Annotated in this window: 14 protein-coding genes and 1 tRNA gene; 10 read left to right on the forward strand and 5 right to left on the reverse strand. The window is 57.1% G+C overall.

Annotation, left to right across the window (positions count from 1 at the left end; genetic code table 11):
• Positions 1 to 4: 4 nt before the first annotated feature.
• Positions 5 to 1,582 carry an FGGY family carbohydrate kinase gene (locus PLH32_04315; protein HQJ63817.1) on the reverse strand — a complete coding sequence of 526 codons (1,578 nt, stop codon included), beginning with the start codon at positions 1,580 to 1,582 and terminating at the stop codon, positions 5 to 7.
• Positions 1,583 to 1,596: 14 nt separating this feature from the next.
• On the reverse strand, positions 1,597 to 1,767 hold the full coding sequence (locus tag PLH32_04320; protein HQJ63818.1) for an HTH domain-containing protein: 171 nt from the start codon (positions 1,765 to 1,767) through the stop codon (positions 1,597 to 1,599).
• A 266-nt stretch (positions 1,768 to 2,033) separates the two neighbouring features.
• Between PLH32_04320 and PLH32_04325 the strand changes: the two genes are divergently transcribed.
• A tRNA-Gly gene (locus tag PLH32_04325) sits at positions 2,034 to 2,105 on the forward strand.
• A 58-nt stretch (positions 2,106 to 2,163) separates the two neighbouring features.
• Here the strand turns inward: PLH32_04325 and PLH32_04330 are convergent.
• Positions 2,164 to 3,348, reverse strand: coding sequence for an acetate kinase (locus tag PLH32_04330; GenBank protein ID HQJ63819.1), 1,185 nt, complete (start codon positions 3,346 to 3,348; stop codon positions 2,164 to 2,166).
• Between the two features lie 245 nt (positions 3,349 to 3,593).
• On the opposite strand from PLH32_04330, the gene PLH32_04335 reads away from it, so the two are divergent.
• Positions 3,594 to 5,621 carry an amino acid permease gene (locus PLH32_04335; protein HQJ63820.1) on the forward strand — a complete coding sequence of 676 codons (2,028 nt, stop codon included), beginning with the start codon at positions 3,594 to 3,596 and terminating at the stop codon, positions 5,619 to 5,621.
• Between the two features lie 11 nt (positions 5,622 to 5,632).
• Here PLH32_04335 and PLH32_04340 read toward each other — a convergent pair whose 3' ends face one another.
• Both PLH32_04340 and PLH32_04345 read right to left on the reverse strand, forming a co-directional pair.
• Complete coding sequence (locus tag PLH32_04340) at positions 5,633 to 7,492, reverse strand: U32 family peptidase (protein ID HQJ63821.1); 1,860 nt, start codon at positions 7,490 to 7,492, stop codon at positions 5,633 to 5,635.
• 110 nt (positions 7,493 to 7,602) lie between these two features.
• A complete protein-coding gene (locus tag PLH32_04345) occupies positions 7,603 to 8,184 on the reverse strand; it encodes a DUF937 domain-containing protein (GenBank protein HQJ63822.1) in 582 nt (193 codons plus the stop codon).
• 1,103 nt (positions 8,185 to 9,287) lie between these two features.
• Between PLH32_04345 and PLH32_04350 the strand changes: the two genes are divergently transcribed.
• From PLH32_04350 to PLH32_04385, 8 genes are all read left to right on the forward strand, one after another.
• A complete protein-coding gene (locus PLH32_04350) occupies positions 9,288 to 9,929 on the forward strand; it encodes a PEGA domain-containing protein (GenBank protein HQJ63823.1) in 642 nt (213 codons plus the stop codon).
• A gap of 11 nt (positions 9,930 to 9,940) precedes the next feature.
• Complete coding sequence (locus tag PLH32_04355; protein ID HQJ63824.1) at positions 9,941 to 11,782, forward strand: fibronectin type III domain-containing protein; 1,842 nt, start codon at positions 9,941 to 9,943, stop codon at positions 11,780 to 11,782.
• Between the two features lie 25 nt (positions 11,783 to 11,807).
• Positions 11,808 to 12,767, forward strand: a complete 960-nt coding sequence (locus tag PLH32_04360) for a polysaccharide biosynthesis/export family protein (GenBank protein HQJ63825.1) — start codon at positions 11,808 to 11,810, stop codon at positions 12,765 to 12,767.
• A gap of 23 nt (positions 12,768 to 12,790) precedes the next feature.
• On the forward strand, positions 12,791 to 14,359 hold the full coding sequence (locus PLH32_04365; protein HQJ63826.1) for a GNVR domain-containing protein: 1,569 nt from the start codon (positions 12,791 to 12,793) through the stop codon (positions 14,357 to 14,359).
• 9 nt (positions 14,360 to 14,368) lie between these two features.
• Positions 14,369 to 15,097 carry a CpsD/CapB family tyrosine-protein kinase gene (locus tag PLH32_04370; GenBank protein ID HQJ63827.1) on the forward strand — a complete coding sequence of 243 codons (729 nt, stop codon included), beginning with the start codon at positions 14,369 to 14,371 and terminating at the stop codon, positions 15,095 to 15,097.
• A gap of 99 nt (positions 15,098 to 15,196) precedes the next feature.
• A complete protein-coding gene (locus tag PLH32_04375; GenBank protein HQJ63828.1) occupies positions 15,197 to 17,662 on the forward strand; it encodes an SDR family NAD(P)-dependent oxidoreductase in 2,466 nt (821 codons plus the stop codon).
• 7 nt (positions 17,663 to 17,669) lie between these two features.
• Positions 17,670 to 19,688 carry an asparagine synthase (glutamine-hydrolyzing) gene (asnB, locus tag PLH32_04380; protein HQJ63829.1) on the forward strand — a complete coding sequence of 673 codons (2,019 nt, stop codon included), beginning with the start codon at positions 17,670 to 17,672 and terminating at the stop codon, positions 19,686 to 19,688.
• Positions 19,675 to 21,255: an AMP-binding protein gene (locus PLH32_04385; GenBank protein HQJ63830.1), complete on the forward strand. Its 1,581-nt coding sequence runs from the start codon at positions 19,675 to 19,677 to the stop codon at positions 21,253 to 21,255. The genes asnB and PLH32_04385 overlap by 14 nt, the downstream gene beginning before the upstream one ends.
• The last annotated feature ends 62 nt before the right edge of the window (positions 21,256 to 21,317 follow it).

Below are 21,317 nucleotides of genomic sequence, written 5' to 3' on the forward strand. Positions count from 1 at the left end.
GCTATTATGGTCGATCCTGAATGAGCTGCTGATGCCAGGCAAAGGGATCCTCGGCGCCGGCGATTCCACGAACCCGCGCGCTGAGAGCGGCAAAAGCCCGCTTCATCGGCTGGTATCGGGCGACGTGATCCGGCAGCGGCTTTTTCCGCATGCTCTCGCGCAGCTGAACAAAGGGTGCAACCAGATCCGTCAGCGCAACATCGCGGCCGTTTTCCTTCTCATAGACCCAGGCAGCATGCAGGGCCGCGCCCAGGGCCGCGCCCTCGCCCTCCACAGGCACGACCTCGCTCTCGAAAATATCTGCGATGGCCTGGCACCAGGCTGGCGATTGGGAGAGCCCGCCGGTCAGCCGGATCTCCCGCGCCTGGATCGGCATCTTGCGATACCCATCGTAAAGGTTCAGGATATGACCCTCGAGGACAGCGCGGCCGAGTTTCTCCACGGTGAAATCGTTGAGGCTGAAGCCGAAATAGACCGGCGCGGCCAGGGGCACATCCGGCGTTCGCTCGCCCATATACCACGGCAGCAGCATCCGGCCTTCGTTGCCGGCCGGCGTTTTCTTCATCAGGTCGTTGAAGGCGGCATGGGTCAGGCCATGCTCGGCGATCAAAGCATTATACCCGTTGGCCAGATTGGAGACGCAGAGCAGCGGGAAATGGCGGCCGGTGCTGTCGCGGAAAGCAGCAATTTCTCCGCTGGCATCGATGAAGGGCGCATCAAGCACGGTATAGGCCGTGCCGCTGGTGCCGAGACTGATGGTCACCAGGCCCGGGGTTACATTACCGGTGCCGATGGCGCTGTACATGTTGTCCCCACAACCGGCGTCGACGCGGCAGCCGGGATCGAAGCCGAAACGCTCGACCAACTGGCGGCCGACTGTTCCGATGCTCTCATCCGAAGGCCGGACCGGTGGCAGCTTGTCCGCCAGATCCGGTGCGATGGCGTTGAGCACCTTTTTGGACCAGCGGCCGGTACCGGGGTGCCACAGGGCCATCCCGGAGAGATCCCCGGGCTCCATGATGCGGATGCCGCCCTCAGCCCCACCGGTCAGCCACCAGTTGACGTAATTGTGCACCAGGAAGCAGGTGGCGGTTTTGCGCCAAAGGTCGGGCTCATGGCGTACCATGTGATAGATCTTTGCGGCGGTATAGCCTGTGCGTTGGCTGTTGCCCACCTCGTCGATCATCGCCGCGGCGCCGCCAACCGCTGCAGTGAGCAGGCGGCACTCCTCCTCGGTACTGAAATCGTTCCACAGCTTGGCGCGCGGCCGCGACAGATGTCCTGCCGCATCGAGTGTGACGAGGCCGTGCTGCTGCCCTGAAACCGAGATGGCGCGGATCTGCGCAACCTGGACGCCGGCCTTGACCATGCGGCCGAATAGGCGCTCGATGGCCTCGATCCACATGGCGGGATCGGACTCCGAAGCGCCCGGCTCGAGTCCCTGGATGACCCCGTTGCGCGTACCATAGTCCAAATCGCTGTCGTAATTGATCGCATCGAGGTGCACGACCTCCCGTTTCTGGAGATCGAGGACGATCAGTTTGCAGCCCTGGGTCGAGCTGTCGAGACCGGCGAAAAGCATGGAGCCTCCTGCTTTTACTTGAGTGCTTTTTTGATTTTGGCCGCTGTGGCTTTGCCGTAGAGGGCGCAAGCCCCCTTTTTGGCGTCGGGCTCGACGCCAAGTTCCTTGATCGCCTTTTTCACCGCGGTTTCGCTTACGCCCCATTCCTTGGCCAGCTTTCCAGCCGATACCATTTCTTCAGCCATAGCATCCTCCTGGTTAAACGATGGTTGCCGGGCAGTGCGGCCCGGTTACGCATGGGCTGGAGATAACATAGCAGTTTTTTGGGCCATTTTCAAGAGATTCCTTTGCGTTGGTCTTGGGTGCCCGTCTTGGGCGGGTACGAGAGCCGGGTGCAGCCGAGGCGGAGCAGGAGGCGGGGCTGCCCGCTAAAGCCGCGCCCAGCCGGCCGGCACAGGCTGCAGAAAGGTCTTGCATTTCGTCAGAATAATTATTATGATATAGCTATATCGCGGGAGTAGTTCAGCGGTAGAACGCAAGCTTCCCAAGCTTGATGTCGCGGGTTCGATCCCCGTCTCCCGCTCAAAAGAAAAGCCTTTTGCCGGTACCGGCAAAAGGCTTTTCTGTTTATCGCCCTCCGTTCAGCGGGCCAGAATGCGCTGGGTTTCGCGAGCGATGGCGAGCTCTTCGTTGGTCGGAACGACCAGAACCTTGACAGAGCCGGAGCCGATATCAAATTCATTTTTGGCATTGCGGACGGTGTCAATCTGGATGCCGAAGGCTGATAGATTGGCACAGGTCCATTCGCGCACCAGGGGTGAATGCTCTCCGATGCCGGCGGTGAAGACCAGCGCATCGAGGCCGCCGAGAACAGCCATATAGGCGCCGACGTACTTGCGCAACCGGTGGCAAAAGATCTCCAGAGCCTGGACGCAGGCCGCATCGCCCCGCCCCGCCGCCTCCTCGATTTCTCGGAAATCATTGGTCTTTTCGGTCAGCCCGAGCATGCCGCTCTTTTTATTGAGCAAGGAATCAACCTGGGCCATCGAGAGATCTTCGATCTTGGCGATATAGGGGATCAAGGCCGGATCCACATCCCCGGAACGCGTCCCCATGACCAGCCCTTCGAGCGGCGTGAAACCCATGCTGGTCTCGACCGAATGGCCGCCGTCGACGGCGGTGACGCTGGCGCCATTGCCGAGGTGACAGGTGATGATCTTCAGGGTCTCTATGGGCTTGCCGATATACTCGGCCGCCTTGCGGGCGACATAGGCATGCGAGGTGCCGTGAAAGCCATAGCGGCGGATGCGATGCTTGCGGTAGAGGGACATCGGCAGGGCATACATAAAGGCCTTGGCCGGTAGGGTGTGATGGAAGGCGGTATCGAACACGCCAACCTGAGGCACCCCGGGCATCAGCTGCTCGCAGACCTCCACCCCCTTGAGATTATGGGGATTATGCAGCGGCGCAAACTGGATGCAACGGTGCACCCCCTCTTTCACTTTTTCATCGATCAGTACCGAACTGACAAACTCCTCACCGCCATGTACCAGGCGGTGACCAACCCCCTTGATCTCGCTCATACTCGCGATCACACCATGCTGCGGGCTCGAGAGCAGTTCAAGCACCAGACTCAGGGCGATTTCATGATTGGGGATTTCACGCGTCTGCGAGACCGCCTCTTTGCCTACCGGCTTGTAGGTCAAGATGGCATCGCTGGCGCCAATCCGCTCTACCACGCCCTTAGCCAGAAGCTTTTCCGTATCGGCCTCGATGAGCTGAAACTTGAGCGAAGAGCTGCCACAATTGAGAACAAAAATTTTCATGGAACTCCTTTTCCCTTTGCCTGATTTCCATGCAACTGAATTGGCTAACAGCTTTATAATTTAAATAATTGAATTCTAAAACCAAATGGTTTTCTTTACGGAGGGCCGTTTCAGAGCGGGGCAGGAGCGGAAGCGACTGGTTGGATGGGAGGTCCGTGGCTGAGAATTCGGTTGCAACTTCCCCCCAAATAGCCGTATATTCAAGACAAAACTGGACCGCCTGGCAGCAGGAAGGAGCGCGGAAGATGAAAGGAGACTCACCGACACGCAGCCGCGGCATGGCCGCGCTTTTCCGCATCAAATCGCTGGATCGTATCCTGAGCGACTCGGAGCGCAGTGAGTTCAGCCTCAAGCGGGTTCTGGGACCGGTGCAGCTGACTCTCTTTGGCATCGGCGCCATCATTGGTGCCGGAATCTTTGCCACCATCGGCACGGCCGCCGCCGGGGATGCCTTCAGACCGGGCGCGGGGCCGGCGCTGATGCTCTCCTTTGTCATCACCGCGGTGGTCTGCGGCTTCACCGCCCTCTGTTATGCCGAATTCGCCTCCCTGGTCCCGATCGCCGGCTCGGCCTACACCTACTCCTATGCAACCCTGGGTGAACTGATTGCCTGGGTTATCGGCTGGGATCTCATCATTGAATATGCCGTCGGCAATATCGCCGTGGCCATCTCCTGGGCGAACTACTTCAAGACCTTTCTGCGGGGATTTCATATCATTATCCCCGACTGGATCTCGATGGACTACCGTACGGCCGCGCGAATCGTTGATAGTGCCGGCGTACAGACAGTGTTCCGCGAGGCCCCGCACCTTTTTGGCCTGCCGATCGTCTGCAATCTTTTGGCGGTTGCGATCGTCGCGCTGATCTCCCTGGTGCTCATCTGGGGTATCCGGGAAAGCGCCCGTTTCAATGCCGTCATGGTCGGCATCAAGATCGTCGTGCTGACCTTTTTCATCATCGTCGGCGGTTTCTGGATCAAGCCGGAGAACTGGACGCCGTTTGCCCCGAATGGCTGGTCCGGGATCAGCGCCGGTGCGGCGATCGTCTTTTTCGCCTATATCGGTTTTGACGCGGTTTCGACCGCCGCGGAGGAGACGCGCAATCCCAAACGCGATCTGCCGATCGGCATCATCGCCTCGCTCATCATCTGTACCCTGTTCTACGTGGTCGTTTCGGCCATCTTCACCGGCCTGATTTCCTATCCGGAGCTCAAGGCCACCCTCGCCACCGAACAGGCCGAACCCTTAACTCTAGCACTCGCCCACGCCAGTCCCTCGTTGGGATGGGCGGTCGGGATCGTCGCCTTTGGTTCGGTCATCGCCCACACGGCGGTGCTTTTCATCTTCCAGCTCGGCCAGCCGCGCATCTTTTTTTCGATGTCGCGCGACGGTTTGCTGCCACCCCTGTTCCGCCGGGTTCATCCACGCTTTCGAACCCCGCACATCGCCACCCTGATCACCGGCCTTTTTGTTGCCTCCTTCGCCGCAGTCGCCAGCATCGATGAGATGGTCGACCTGACCAACATCGGTACGCTCTTCGCTTTCATCCTGGTCAGCGCCGGGATTATCGTCCTGAGGCGACGCGACCCCGGCCGGCCGCGCCCCTTCCGCGTCCCCGGCGGCGGGTCCTGGGCCCTGGGCCTCTATCTCATCCTGGCGGTCATCTTCTTGTTGACGCCCATGGCCGCACCGGTAAAAGCCGGCCTGCTCTTTGCGGCGGCCCTGTTTTTTTACCTTTTCCGGAACCATATCTTTCCGGCCCTCGGTATCCTCTCCTGCCTCTATCTGATCTATTATTTGCCGCCGACCTCCTGGCTGCGCTTCGCCAGCTGGCTCAACATCGGATTCATCGTCTATGCGGGGTACGGGGTGCTCCACAGCCGTCTTGATGACGGCGAGAGCCGGCCGGAGGCGTCGTTGTGGGCATACGCGGCCAGGGTGGGGGCCTGGCTGATGCTTTGCGGTAACGCCCTGCTTTTTCTGATGCGGGGATTTGACATGATGATCCAGGCGGGCAAGAGCAGCAGCGCCGCCACGACAGTGCAGCGGCTGAGCGCTGGGTTGAATGCCCTGACCGATCCCGGACGCTGGCTCGAACCTTCCTGGTTTTTGCTGGTACCCTTGCTCCTCAATACTCTACTGCTGGGCCCCATGGTGGTGCAGCGGGCCTTGCGGGCCGGAAAGGGGGGTGAGCCGGCACGGACCGCCTTGCTCCTCGCCGTGACCCTGTCGCTGGCGGGTTTGTTCTACCTGATCAGGGTGGCGATCCCCTAGAGAAGCGACATTCAATCGGGAAGATAGAGATCCATTTCGCAGGCGTCGCAGCGGAAGTGGAGGCGGAGTTGCTGCCCCTGGTCGTCCAGGAGGAAGAGCGGTTCGGCGTAGCCTGCGGCTTGCAGCGCTTTTCCGCACAGGCCGAACTCGCGGCGGATGCAGTAGCGGGTCGTCATGACCCGCCGGCCGTTCAGGTCGATACCCGACTCCGCGGCGGGAGCGATTTGTTTCACCCCGTGGCGCACATAAAAGTCACGGGCGCGGCGGTTGAGGACATTACCTTCGAAATCGAGGCGTTCTTCCGGAAAGGGGGTGGTATTCGGCTGCAGCCTGACACGGAGCAGCGGGTGGGCGCGCAGGCGCGCCTCGATGAGGGCGTCGAGCAACTCCCGCCGCAGGCGGTTGAGCGTGGAGAGGGCGAGAAAGCTGGGCGCCGCCCAATCGAGCTGCACGCCGGTGCAGTGAAAGGGCGTGCCGCCGCACCGGGCCAGCTGGCTCCGGACGCTTCGCTCGGCCTGCGCCGGGTCGTGGGCCGGCTGATGCTCCGCTGCCAGATTAACCTCGGCGGTTATGCCATCCTCATCCTTGCCCCTCAGGCAAAATCCTTCCGGCGTCATCATGAAATGCAGGGCGACTGCCATGGTGCGACCGCCCGTTTCTTTCTTTAACGCAGCCAGAAAGTTATGATCATAATTACGCGCGACAGGAGTGCCCGCGGGCAGCGTGATCGGCCTGTCGAGAAGGGCGCGTCCTGCCTCCACCCGGTTGACGCGCACGCCAAGCAGTCCACCCGCCGGATCCAGCCAGGTGAGGCCGTCACCGTTGTGCAGTGCCGGAGCTCCGGGCTCGAGTTCGAGCTGGCCTTTATGGCAGCGAGAGACGGTACCGATTGGCTCGCCGGCGAACTTGGGGGTTGCCAGGGCGGTCATAGCCCGGTCCGGCCCGAGGAGGAAATAGGTGGTGAAGCCGCGGTTGTAGCTTTTTACAGGATCCGGGGTGAAGGCGGCGCTGATTTGGCCGGACGCGGCGGGTCTCAGGCCGCGCGCCGGCAGCAGGCTGTCGAGCTGCTGCCGGAACCAGCGGACGACATTTTTAACATAGGCGGCCTCCTTGAGCCGGCCTTCGATCTTGAATGAGGTGATACCAGCGTCGAGGAGATCGCCAAGCGCGCTCGAGAGATTGAGATCGCGCAGGCTGAGCAGATGCTGCCGCTCGCCCAGCGACCGGCCGGTGCCATCGATGAGTCGATAAGGGAGGCGGCAAGGCTGGGCGCACTGGCCGCGATTGCCGCTGCGGCCGCCGCGGGCGAGGCTGAGATAGCATTGGCCACTGTACGAAACGCACAACGCCCCGTAGATGAAGCACTCGAGTTCGATTCCGCTGTTCTGGCGGATGGCGCGAATCTGCTCCAGTCCGAGCTCGCGCGCAAGAATGGCGCGCTGAAAGCCGACCGTCTCGAGAAAGGTGACGCGTGCGGGGGTGTGATTGTGCATTTGGGTGCTGGCGATCAGCGGCAGGGGCGGTAGATCCGATTCAAGCAAGCCGACGTCCTGGATGATCAGGCCATCCACCCCCAGGTTGTGGAGCTGATGCGTCAGGGCGACCGCCTCGTCCAATTCATGGTCGTACAGCAAGGTATTGAGTGTGATATAGACCCGGCACCAGTAGCGGTGGGCGAAATCGATGAGCTTGGTGAGGTCTTCCAGGGAATTGCCGGCCTGTTCACGGGCACCGAAACGGGGCGCCCCGATATAGAGGGCATCGGCGCCGTTATCGATAGCGGCACGGCCGGCTTCAAGGTCGCGGGCCGGAGCGAGCAGCTCGATGGTGCCAGGACTCAGCAAACGTCGCGGTGGGTGGGCATCGGTCATGCGCATAGTCCTGATCTCATTAAAAAAGCCTGCATGGGATCATGCAGGCTTGTTCCAAACGTGTTGTTAGCCGGATCCTGTGCAAAAGCGCGCAGGCTGCCGGGCGGCTATCAGCTGAAGAGTTTGCCAAGAATGCCGCCGATTTCGTCCATCGAGCTGCCATCGCCATCAGAATCGAGCATCCGGTTGAGGGAGCCGAAGAGATCCGGCTGTTCGGCTTCGGCCTCTTGCTGCTGACCGGTCAGAAGGGCGGAGAGGCCCGAGCTGTCCAGACCCTCATCCCGGGTGGTTTTGCCCAAGGCCCCCATGACCAGGGGCGCCACCATCTCCATGATTTGCCCCATGGTGCCAGTGTCGAGCCCGGCGCTCTGGCCGATGCGCGAGGTGACGGTCGGCTGATCGGCGCCGAGGATGTGTTTCAGGATGCCGGCGCCCGAGCTGCCGGCGACGTTGCTGATCAGGTCGCCGAGATTCTCGAAAATCGAGCCATCGTGATCCTTGACCAGGGCGTTGTGAAGAGAAGCAGCGCCCTCTTCCGTCGAGGAATTACGGGTCAGCGCGGAGATGAGGACCGGAATAGCCATACCAACGGCGCGCGAGGCGGTCGAGGTGTCGATGCCCAGCTGTTTGGCGATTTTATTTACGGCATCGCCGCTCAACTGTTGGATCAACATTTGCATCAATGCATTCATTGCAGCTCCTGTTGATTAAAGAGTGATTTGTACTTTTCAACACTGCACCCGCCTTATTTGTTCCGCTATCTTTCCTGAGAACCCGGAAGATAAACCGCGCCGCGGCCGCTGCTGGCGGGGTTTACAGGGGCCATTTTGCAAAGCGGAAGGTCCGGCAAGGAGCGCTCCATGCCTGCGGCTGCCCCTTCCTGAACGCAAATTGACTAAATTTTGCATAATAATGGCGTATTGGCGTTAAAAAAATTACTTTTTTACATTTTTCTATTGACATTGAAGTCCACACTCTGTATATTTCTTGTACAGCAACGCCAATGGATGACTATCCGGACCACGACGGGTAGTGAACCGCTTCTAGCCTGAATCTTGGAAGACAGCAAATCTGCTCCAGCAAGCGACCATGTTCTCTTAACGTGAGATGGTGGTGGGGTGGTGGGGGATTTTGCGGCATCAAGGTGTTCAAGGTGAAGCTTTGGCAATCCGGTCCTGGCACATCTGCCTACGAAACTCAGCTTCTTTTTAACTTCACACCTTCATCGTACCAAAATCCCGCTTTGTGAACTTTTTCCAGCCAACGGATGCATCTGGGGGGCACAATCTGCGCAACAGCCCGGTGAAGATCAGCAGCTGGCGAACCTAAGCAACGCGTTTCCATTATCCATAATTCCAGGTTCAAACAAGTTTCTATTCAACTCTGGCGGCGGGGGACCGCTTTAGAGGCTTGACGACGTGCTCTGAAAAGAGCGGATGGAGTATATACCTGCTCCGGTGTCGTTTTCCCCGTCATAAAAAAAAAGCTGCCAGCAGACCGGCCAAGTCATTAATGCTGGCAGCGTCGCCACATCTGCGGCTTATGTTTGCGCATAAGCTGCGGTGGGCTTTTTTTATTCTTCCAAAATACAAAACAGCGATCGGTTTGTCAAGTTCTTTTTTTGCTAAAATTAGCGATTATTTATGAGGCATGCATGCAGCTCGTAAGAACACTCACATATTTATTTCCAAGCCGGGGCCGGCGGCTCCAACCATGGACCGGGGTTCTCTTGCTCGTCTGTGCCCTGGGCGGCGGCATCCGGGCGCAGGGGAACCAGGATGCCCCTAAGGGTTTCATGATCGAATCGCGCCCCGCTGGCGCCACCGTCTCGATAGAAGGCGAGATCATCGGCAAAACTCCCTGTTCTTTCCCCTATCAGTTGAGCGGCCGGTACCGCCTCTATGCCGAGAAACGCGGTTACGAAACGGTAACGCGAGACATCGATTTCGGTGCTCGCAAAATCGAGACGATCACCTTTATCCTGACGCCCAAAACCCGCAAATGGGCGGCAGGCCGCTCTCTGGTCTTCACGGGCTGGGGCCAGAACTATAGCGATCAGAAAATTAAAAGCCGGCTTTTCATGGCGCTTGAAGGGGCTGCTCTCGTCTCCCTGGGAATCGCTCACGAACGCTGCAACCATTTTGATGCCCAGTATCGATCCGCGCTGGAAAACTACCATCTTTCCAGTGCCACATTGGAACAGGAGGCTGCAGGGTGGAAGCGGGTTAAGAGCTCCTATGAGGATTGGAAAACCATGAACCGGTGGCGCCAGGCGATGATCTACACCGCGCTTGGCGTACATGCACTCAATTTTCTCGACGCCATCCTGGTTTTTCCGAAAAATTTGCGGCAGATCGAGTTTCTCGCTCAGCCCAAAGCAAGTCAATCGGCACCGGAGGGTAGTGGACTCACCATTTCTTATACGGTTCCCTTCTAGGAGACCCGGAGATGAAGGTAAAAATCGTATTCGCTCAAGGACTCCTTATCCTCGGCCTATGGGGATGCGAGCAAATCAATGAACCTCAACGGAAATCACGGCAGGAGTATCCCGATGCTCCAAGCCACCTCATCGCCCAGGTCGGCGATCGCGAGGTCGCACTCTCATGGAATGCTCCAGCCGGCACGATCAGCACCTATTACATCTTCCGTGCGGATAGTGCGTATCGGAGCTTTGACCTCATTGATTCCTGTCTCACCACGGTTTATCTGGATAAGGACCTGATCAACGGGCACAGCTATTCCTATCGCATTGTCGCTCGCAACCTCAACGGTCTCCAGAGTGAACCCTCAGCGCCGGTTTCGGCGCGCCCGGGTCTCTTTTCAGTCCTTATCAACGCTGGGGCGCTCTACGCCAATTCTTCGACCGTCCAACTGCGTTTCGTTGCACCCGCCACGACGCGCTATGTCAAAGTGGCCGCGGATTCACTTTTTACCGGCGCGGTCTGGCAGCGTTACGTCCAGGAGTTGAACTGGTCCTTTGCATCCGGGGATGGGCGCAAATTTGTCTACGCCACTTTCCTGGATGGCGAAGGCAACCAGACGGGATCGCCGGTTGCGGATGATATCATCGTGGATACCCGTGCCAGCATTATCAGCCTGAATCTGCGAGCCAAAGACGCGGTCTATCGCACGGGCGATATTGTGGGTATCGTTTTGCGAACGGACGAGGTAAATGGAAATGCTTTTGTGGATCTGGGGCCGGTTGTCGGGACGTTGCGACTTTACGATGATGGAACGCATGGGGATGCTACGGCCCAAGACGGGAGGTACTCCCTGGATTATAAATTACCGCCTTGCGCGGATGTCTTCGAGGTGCCGGTCGTTGGCACGTTCACGGATATTGCGGGCAACAAAGCCGATCCCTTCACCTCCGAGCAGACTTTGACGATCGAGAATCCGCCGCGGGCCGTCATCCTTTCCAACCCGTCCCATGTCAGTAACCGCGATGATGCGTTGCATCTGACCTGGACGACCAATTCCGATGCAGATTTTTCACTGTACAAGCTTTTCCGGTCGAATGACGCCCGGGTTGATTCATCTGCCCTGTTGGTGGCCGTATTCGGTCTGGCCTCGGTCAACCATTACGTCGACTCTCTTCTGGTCAGCAATCATGAGTATTTTTACCGGCTCTATGTATGCGATCAAAGGGGACTGATGTCGGGGAGCAATATCGTCAGCAGCTGGACCGTCGCTGATGCACCACCGCAAGCTGCGATCCTGCAACCTCCGGTGAATGTAACGACCTCCTCGCTGCTCCTGAGCTGGAATATGAACGGCGAGAAGGACTTTGCTGATTACCGACTGTTCCGTGGCACCGATAGTGGCGTGGACAGCCGGGCCACTCAAGTCTCCTTGATCTCCTCCAGAACCACGACGCAGTATTTGGACACCGGGCTTCAGGCCAATACCACCTACTGGTACCGGCTGTATACCCGCGATCAGGCGGGCAATTCGAGTGCCAGCAACCCGCTTTCGGTCACCACGCTTGCTGATCAACAACCTGAAGCGGTCTTGTTAGCGGTGCCGGCGGCCAGTGGAGCTAACACCTTGCGGCTCACCTGGAGCCTGAGCCGCGCCGTAAATTTTGCCAGCTATCGAATATTCCGGTCGACGACCCAGATCATCGATGGCACTGGAACGCCCATCGTGATCATCAACTCCATCTCTAATACGACACACGAAGATGTGGGTCTGGCGGCCAATACCAGCTATTACTATCGGGTCTTCGTTTATGATTTGGAGGGGAGATCGACGGGAAGCAATCTGGTCTACGGCATCACCATGCCATGATTTTCGGTTAATTTGGAGATGAACCATGAATAGCCGCCTTTCCACTCCTACCATTGTGGCCCTACTGCTCCTGATTCTGGCTTGCGGCGCATGGACGCAGGAATATACCATTGGCAAAGATGATGTGCTCGAGATTACCTTCTGGCAGGACACCGAATTGAATGTCACCACCAAGGTCGATGCCACTGGCAATATCATTCTACCGATTGGCGGTGCGATCAAGGCCGATGGGCTGACCCTTCAGCAGCTATCGGATGAGATCGTCGAGCGCATCTCTCTTTACAACCGCCGCATCACCAGTGCATCGATCAAGGTCTCCGAGTACGGCAGCCGCAAGGTTTACGTCATGGGCCATGTCCGGACGCCGAACAAGTACACCTTCGAAGTGATTCCCAATCTCTGGGACATTATTTCGGAAGCCGGTGGACCGCTGGAGACCGCCAATCTCAGCAATGTCCTGATCATCCGCAAGGGAGAGGAAGGCGTGCCGCGCACGATTACGGTCGATTTGGCGGATATCCTGAGAAACCGTAATTTCCAGCTCTTGCCGCCGATCGAGGCCGGAGATAACATCTATATCCCCGCTGTGCTGGGCGGTTCTGCAAGCTCGGGCATCCAGTCGGTGCAGCCACAGCCCAACGTTCTTTTCATTTACGGGGAAGTGGGAAGTTCCGGGGTGATCACCTTCAACAAGGAACTGAATCTACTGGAGGCTCTGATCACCGCCGGCGGGCCTACAGCGCAAGCCAAATTGAGCGAGGTCCGGGTGATCCGCAAGGATGGCGTCTACTCCAGCGTCACACGGGTCAATGTCGAAAAATACAGCGATGAGAGTTCTCCTTCTTTTTTTATGGTCAAGGCCGGTGACACCATTTTTGTACCCCGCAAAAAAGTGTTCAGAGAGAGTGTGGCCTGGAATTTTTTCATGATTTTCACCGGTGCGATCCTTACCGGCCTGGCGTATAGCGTGATCGCAACGCACTAAGCCGACCATTCATGAGGCAGCGTATGGGACTTGATTCCAATACAAGAGACTGGCAAATCTGGCGGCAGCTGCTATGGCGCCGCCGTTACTACCTGATTATCAGCACGGCGGTAGCCCTGATTATCGGGCTGATTTACGCCCTGGTAACGACCCCGGTTTATGAATCCACAGCCACCGTGATGATCGTCGATGCCGAAATTCTCTCGAGCGCCCAATTGCGGTTTGTCCCCGGGGCGCCGCGCTATGATGAGGTCGAATATTTCCGCCGCAGGATCACCAGTGAGGGATTTCTGCTGGCTCTGCTCGACAGCCTTAATATTCAGCAAGATCCCAAGATCAGGGCCAAGATCAATCAGCTCAGTTCTGAAAATCCTCTTATCGACCGGAAGGTGGTCGCAAACCAGGTCGGCATCGAGTACCTGCTGCAGCATATCAGCACCCGCATGCGCGCCTACAATCTGATCGAAATCTCGGCCAAAGGCCCGACCTCGGAGGGTGCCCATCGTCTGGCCTCCCTGGTGACCCATCTGGCTATTGCGGAATCCCAGCGCAACCAGATCCAGACGACCTCCGTTGCGAGCACGTTCAGCGAACAGCAGTTGGAGATCTACCGCAAACGGCTGGAAGACAGCGAAAGCCGGCTTGCGGCCTTCAATCAGGGCATCACCGAGACCGCATTGAGCGATAATCAGGTCAATGCCAGCAATCTTGCCGAGATTCAGTCGGTCAAGCTTTCGACCGAGATCGATCTGCAAGCCAAGCGGGATCAAGTCAACAAATTGATCAAGGGCCCGCTTCACGATCTGCCGCTCACTTATGAAACCCAGTTAGACCGTGATACCCAGGACTTGCGCCAGCGCATGCTCAAACGGACAGAGGATGTGTGCGAGCTTTTGAAAAAATTCAGCTGGCGGGATGTCGAGATCATCCTCCTCAATGAAGAGATCGGCCAGCTCAAGCAGGAAATTTACAATCACTTTCAGACCGATATCGCTAATCTTCTCCGCGGCCAGTCCCAAGAGGTCATAACGGCAGCGATTCGGCTGGAGGAGATCCGTCTCGATACCATAGTACTCCAACGCACCAGCGAGATTCTCCAGAATATCATCCAAGTGCACAACAATATAATTCGCCGTCAGCCCTCTCAGGAGGGCATGCGCGCGAAGCTGGAGCGCGATGTCACGACAAACCGTGAAATTTACGACTTGCTCCTGCAGACCGCGCGTGGAACCCAGATGCGTGAATCGGCCCAGGTCAAAGAATCCCAGATGAAATTCAAACTGTTGTCGGAACCACAAAGGCCTCTGGAGCGCATCAAGCCCAAGCGCAAGCAGACGATGATCTTTGCTTTGTTGGCGGGATTGGGACTGGGATTGGGTCTGGTCTTCCTGCGCGAGATGCTGGATGTCTCGGTGCGCACCACCGAAGACGTCGAGCGCCTCCTCAAGATGCCTGTGCTCGCGGCCATTCCCAAGATCGAAACCACCTATGAAATCACGCGCCGCAAACATCGCCGGGTTGCGGTTGCTGTTGCGCTGCCGCTGATAGCATTCATCTCGGTTATGCTCATTTATCGTATTCTGCTCAGGTAGGGAGGAGTAATGTTCCGGAACGGTACGCTGAAGGGCCTCCAGGAGTACAACGAGCGATCGCCCTATTTTGCCGAGTTTTTCCGCCTTTATTCCCGCATCCACGCGGCGCGCGACGGCCACCGTCCCCGGATAGTTATGGTGACCAGTGCGGTTGCAGGCGAAGGCAAGACCACGGTTTCGACCTATCTGGGCATCACGGCGGCTCTGGCGACCAGGAATAATCATCTGATCCTCGATGCCGATTTGAGCCGTCCGACGCTGCATCTCAAGCTGGGACTGGAACAGTCCAATGGCTTGACCGAGATTCTAGGTGAGGGGCTCGACTTGAGCCAAGCCATCCAGACCACACCCTTTCCCGGCTTGCATGTCATTTCAGCGGGACATACCGTGCCCAATCCCTTTCAACTGCTCAGCTCGAAACAGGTCAGGGAGCTATTCAACCATCTGAGTTCGCATTATGAAAGCATCATCGTCGATTCTCCTCCTATTTTGAGTGTCAGCGACACCCTCAAACTGGCCGATTATGTCGACGGCATCCTCCTGGTTATCCTCTCTGGTCATACCAATCGTGAGGTGATCAAGCGGGCGACGGAAATGCTGCTGGAGATCGACAAACCAGTCCTTGGCGTTGTGCTAAACGATATGGGGGAGGTGCTGCCGTATTACTATCAGCACAAGTATTACGCCTACCATTACGCCGGTGCTGAAAATAAAAAGTCGGGAGGGGCAGGTGTTTAGAATGCTTCCCGGGTGGCGACAAATCCGCTGGTGGTTGGGGGACAAGCCATCGGATCAGTGCACTATCAACCGCTTTGATCTCACTTAGGGGAGGATGAGGTGATAAAGCGACTGTTTGATATCATTTTCTCATTAATCGGACTGCTGGCTGCGCTGCCTTTCCTGATCCTAGCAGCCGTGGTTATCCGTTTGACCTCGAAAGGCCCCGCTCTTTTTCGTCAGGTCCGGATCGGACGATACGGGCGTCCTTTCACCCTGTTCAAGCTGCGTACCATGGTGGTGGATGCCGCTACGAAAGGCCCGGGAGTTTCGCCGCGGAATGATCCCCGCGAAACGCGTTTTGGTCACCTTTTACGGCTGACCAAGCTGGACGAACTGCCACAACTGTATAATGTCCTGATCGGAGAGATGAGCGTTGTGGGCCCGCGTCCGGAAATTCCCAGCATGGTCGCTCTTTACACCGACGAGCAGCGCCGGGTTCTCGAGGTCCGCCCGGGGCTGGTGGGACCGGCTCAGATCATCGGCCGCAATGAAGCCGAGATGCTGCCGGATCACCTTGAAAATGTCGAGGCCTATTACATTCATCATCTCCTTCCGGAGAAACTTAAACTCGATCTAGCCTACAGTTTAAAACCGCGGCTGCGCACGGACCTGGCTCTCATCGGGCGCAGTCTGGTAGCCATCCTGGGTGGTCTGTTCCGGCCCATTTATCAGCAGAAAAAGGCCAGCTGGCCGATGCTTTTTATCATCGACATGGCCCTGGTGTTGATCTGTTATTTCTTTGCCTATTGTTTGCGTTTTGACTGGATCATCCCTCGGCAAGAGTACCGCAACTTTTTCCAGAGCTTGCCCCTGGTCCTGGCCGTGAGCGGCACCTTTTTCATCACCTTGCGACTTTACCAAAGTCTTTACAAATACATCGGATTAACCGACCTCTTTCGCATGGCCAAGGCCAGCACGTACAGCTCGATTGCCATCGTCATTGCCATCTTTTTCCTCGGCTGGAGGGAGCATTCACGCTCGGTTTTTTTGATCAATTGGATCCTGTTGACCACTTCGATGGCTTTCGTCCGGACTTTGCTCCGGCTGGAAAGCGAAAAGAAGCCGCCCAAGGACTATTCGCTTGCGAAACGGGTTTTGGTTGTCGGTGCCGGCGACATCGGCGATATGCTGATCCGCGAACAAAACAAAAACGGTCATCCCTTTCAGATCGTCGGGTTTATTGATGATGATCCTCTGAAGGTCGGGACCCAACTGCAGGGTATCCGGGTCTATGGCAACCGCAAGCTGATCCCCGACATAGCCAAGGCGCTCCGGGTCGAGGAGATCTTTATTGCCATCAGCGATCTCTCTTCCGAAGAGCTGCATGATATTCTGGGTTACTGCGAAAAAGCCAATCTCAAGCATTGCATCGTTCCGGCCATTTCGGATGTGGTAAGCGGCCGGATTTATCTTTCGAAGGTGCGGGAAGTCGACGTCACCGATCTGATCGGGCGACGCATGTTGAGCCTGGATCTGGGGGCCATCAGGGAGTCGCTCACACAGAAACGCATCCTCATCACCGGCGCGGGCGGATCAATAGGCTCCGAACTCGCACGGCAGATTATTGAATACCATCCCCAGCAGCTGGTCTTGCTCGACCGCAGCGAGAATTATCTCTTCGAGCTGCAGTGCGATTTGGACGGCCGCAATGGTAAGAATGCGCGCTATGTGCTAGGGGATATCACCGATATCGAGAAAATGGAGCATCTCTTTGCCGATTTCCGGCCGGAAATCGTCTTCCACACCGCCGCGCAAAAGCATGTTCCTTTGAGTGAAAGCAATCCGGATGAAGCCATCCGCAATAACATTCTCGGTTCGCGGGTCCTCTCCCGGTGTGCGGACCGGTTTGGTGTGAACCATTTTGTCTTCGTCTCCACAGACAAGGCGGTCAATCCCTCCAGTGTGATGGGCGCCACAAAGCGGGCCGTCGAACTGCTCTTTCAGGCTTTTGCGCCCTATAGCAACACCCGCTTCATCACGGTTCGATTTGGCAATGTCCTGAACAGTCATGGCAGCGTCGTCCCGGTCTTTATGAAACAAATCCGGGATGGCGGACCGGTGACCATCACCGACAAGGAGATTGAGCGATTTTTCATGAGCATCCCGGAGGCTGTCAATCTGATCCTCCAGGCGGTGACTTTTGGCGAAAGCGGTGAGATCTACATTCTCAACATGGGACAACGCGTCAAGATTGCCAAGCTCGCGGCTGATATGATTCGGCTTGCCGGTTACCGGCCCTATGCTGACATCGATATCAGGGAGATCGGATTACGGCCCGGCGAAAAACTCTTTGAGGAGTTGGTGGGTGCGGATGAAACCTGTCTTTCCACGAGCCACAATCTGATCAACCGGGTCATCCCCAAGCGCATCCATGCCTTGCCGGAGTTTGCCCCCCGGCTTGATCGCCTTATCGAGCTTTCGGCAACCGGCGATGCCGAGACCTTGCGTCGCGCGCTGGCGGACCTCCTGCCAGATTACCATCCCATGACTGCCAATCAGCAGACCGTCGTTACTTACCCGTGAGGCTTTTATGTGCGGAATCGCTGGCATTTTTTCTTGGCAGTATTTGACAAGGAACCCGCAACCCCTGTTGCAGGCCATGGTGAACCAACTGCGCCATCGCGGTCCTGATCAGTCCGGCCTCTACCTGGATGACGATATTGGAATCGGTCAATCGCGGCTGAGCATCATCGATCTCTATGGCGGTAGTCAACCCATCTCCAACGAGGATGGCACGGTCTGGCTGGTCTGCAATGGTGAAATCTTTAACTATGTTGAACTTCGCAGACGGTTGCGTCAACTCGGGCATCACTTCGTCACCCGCTGTGATGTCGAGGTTTTGCTGCATCTTTATGAAGAGTTCGGCGCAGAGATGCTGAAAATGCTCAACGGCCAGTTCGCTCTGGCCATCTGGGACCAGAAGCATCACCAGCTGTTTCTCGCTCGCGATCATGTCGGCATCTGCCCGCTCTATTATATCGCGGACAACTTTTTTGCTTTTGCCTCGGAGATGAAGGCCTTTGGCGAATTACCGGGGGTGCGTCACAAACTCGATGTCACGGTGCTGGCGCAAACCTGCGTGTTCTGGTCGCCCCTCCCGGGAAAAACCCCCTTCACCGGCATCAAGGAGGTAAGACCCGGATGTTACATGCGCGTTCAGGAAGGCTATGTGCAGGAGGTGCGCTATTGGGCCCCGGAATACCGGTGTGCTCCCAATGATCAAATCACCGATCCCGACCTGGCCGCTGAAACTGTGCATGACATGATCGAAGATGCCGTCCGCGTCAGGCTGCGCGCCGATGTTCCTGTGGGAGCTTACCTCAGCGGCGGACTCGATTCGAGCATAACAACCGGATTGATAAGACGGTTGCATTCGGGCCATCTGCGCACATTCTCCATCAGCTTCGACAACCCACAGTATGACGAGACCCCCTTTCAGGAGATGGTCTCGCAGTATTTTAAAACGGACCACACCGCCCTGCAAATCCACAACAACGACCTGGGTGAGAACCTCCGCGAAGTCATTTGGCATACAGAAAAACCGCTGCTTCGCAGTGCGCCCATACCGCTTTTTCTGCTTTCCCGGCAGGTTCAGAGATCCGGTTATAAAGTCGTTTTGACGGGCGAAGGATCAGATGAGTTTTTCTCCGGATATAACATCTACAAGGAGACCAAACTACGGTGCTTCGCTGCTCGCCAGCCCCAGTCCACCTGGCGTCCCATCCTGATGCTCAAGCTCTATCCCTATCTCGATGCCCGGGACAAACGGAACAACTCTTTCTGGCAGCAGTTTTTCATGCGCAGTTTTACGCAAACCGAGGATCCTTTTTACTCACATCGCCTGCGCTGGCAAAACGGCGCTTTCATTCTGCAGTTTTTTGCCCCGGAGGTCCTCGATGAGCTCGCCGGCTATGATCCGGTGGATGAACTCCAGCACCAGCTGGCGGGTATGATGGATGGACTCGATCCCCTGGCCCGCTGCCATTTCCTCGAGTATTACATTTTTCTTGGCAGCTATCTGCTTTGCTCGCAGGGAGACCGCATGTTGATGAGCCACAGCATCGAGGGCCGCTATCCCTTCCTTGACAAACGGGTGATTCAACTGGCGAATCATCTCGCTCCCAATCTTAAACTGCGCGCTCTTAACGAAAAATGGATCCTCAAAAGAGCTTTCAGGCGCGAGCTGCCGCAGAGCGTGGTGAAGCGCCCCAAGATGCCCTACCGGGCTCCTATCCGCGATTTGTACTTGGCTTCACTGGACCAGCTCTCCACCTACTTCCAGCCAGACAAAGTCCATGAGAACGGCCTGTTCGACCCGCGCAAGCTACAGCTGCTCCATAACCATTTTGTGAATCCGCAACGTACGGTCTCAGCCCGGGAAGAGATGGCGTTGATGCTGATCACCAGCGTGCAAATGCTGCAGGATCTCTTTGGCAAGCCGGGCCTCTCGTTGAGTCCCAGACAGCACAATGAATGGCTCATTTATGACAAGCGCAGTGATCCGGGAAGCTATGCCGAGAAAGGCGCCTTGCACCATGTTACTACATGATCGTTTCCTTGAAAATGCGGCGCGGCAGCCGGAAAAAACGGCGTTGAAGGCGGGAAAAGCTATCTACAGTTATGCGGGCTTTGCTGAGGCCGCCGATCGCCTGGCGCGGGCATTGATTTGCCATGGCGTGCAGCGCGGCGACCGTGTTTTGCTATACATGGACAATTCAGCAGAGACCTGCATCGCCATTTTCGCTGTACTTCTGGCCGGCGGGGTCTTTGTTTGCCTCAATCCCTCGACGAAATACGAAAAATTGATCTATGTACTCAACGATTGCGGGGCCAGGGTCCTTATTACCCAGGCGGCGCGCCGTCTGGATCTGGCTCAGGTGCGGAGCGACGCCAAGGCCCTGCAGGCCGTTTTCCTCGACCAGCCCGATGCAGGTGAAGGCAGCACGGCCCATTTGGCGGAACTCCTGGTTCGGCCAGCAATGAAGGCCACCCTACCGCGGATTATTGACATCGATCTGGCCGCTCTGATCTACACCTCTGGGAGCACGGGAAATCCCAAGGGGGTGATGATGACCCATTTGAACATGCATTCGGCGGTCACCTCCATCACCACCTATCTGCAAAACACCGCGGAAGACATTGTGCTCTGTGCCCTGCCACTTTCGTTTGATTACGGACTCTACCAGCTGCTGATGGTTCTGAGCTTCGGCGGCACCCTCATTCTGGAGAAAGACTTTGTTTACCCCAATCTGATCATTCAGCGCCTGCTCGAGGAAAAGGTGACGGGATTTCCCGGTGTGCCGACGCTTTTCGCCCTGCTGTTGAACGCGAAGGTTTTGGAAAAATATAGGTTTCCTCATCTTCGCTATATCAGCAATACCGCCGCGGCGCTTCCCACCACCCTCATCAGCCGGCTGCGGGAGGCGCTGCCCGCCGTGACGCTTTTTTCGATGTACGGCCTCACGGAATGCAAGCGGGTGGCCTACCTCCCGCCGGAAGAGCTGGACCGGCGGCCGAACTCGGTGGGCAAGGCGATGCCCAATTGTGAAACCTATATCGTGGATGAAAACGGCCGGCCGGTAAAGCCGGGTCAACCGGGTGAATTGGTGGTGCGCGGCGCCAATGTGATGCAGGGCTACTGGAACTTGCCGGAGGAGACCAGTCGCGCGCTGCGCCCCGGCCTTCATCCCTATGAACGGATGCTGTACAGCGGCGATATCTTCAGGCAGGATGAAGAGGGATTTCTCTATTTTATCGGCCGCAAGGACGACATCATTAAATGCCGTGGTGAGAAAGTCAGTCCGCGCGAAGTGGAGAATGTCCTCTACCAGTTCGAGGGGGTTGCAGAGGCGGCTGTTCTCGGCAGGCCGGATCCTGTCCTGGGCGAAGCGATCGTGGCCGTCGTCAAACTTTCAGATCGGCGACCCGTCGAGGCATCCGAGATCGCGCGCCATTGCGCCGGCCGCCTGGAGAGTTTCTGCGTACCGCAGGAGATCCTGTTCATCGAGGAGATGCCAAAATCGGGGAACGGCAAGATCGACAAAAAACGAATTGCCGAACTGCTTGCGGCAGGCACCTTGAGCGCCAATCAGCATGCCCGGCCCCCGTCCGATTGACGGCCCCTCAACGTGCCTTCAAGGCCGTATGAACTTGATGCCGAACCCCAAGATTGGGAGAA

The sequence above is a fragment of the bacterium genome (assembly GCA_035419245.1).
Classification (GTDB): Bacteria; Zhuqueibacterota; Zhuqueibacteria; order Residuimicrobiales; family Residuimicrobiaceae; genus JAKPUX01.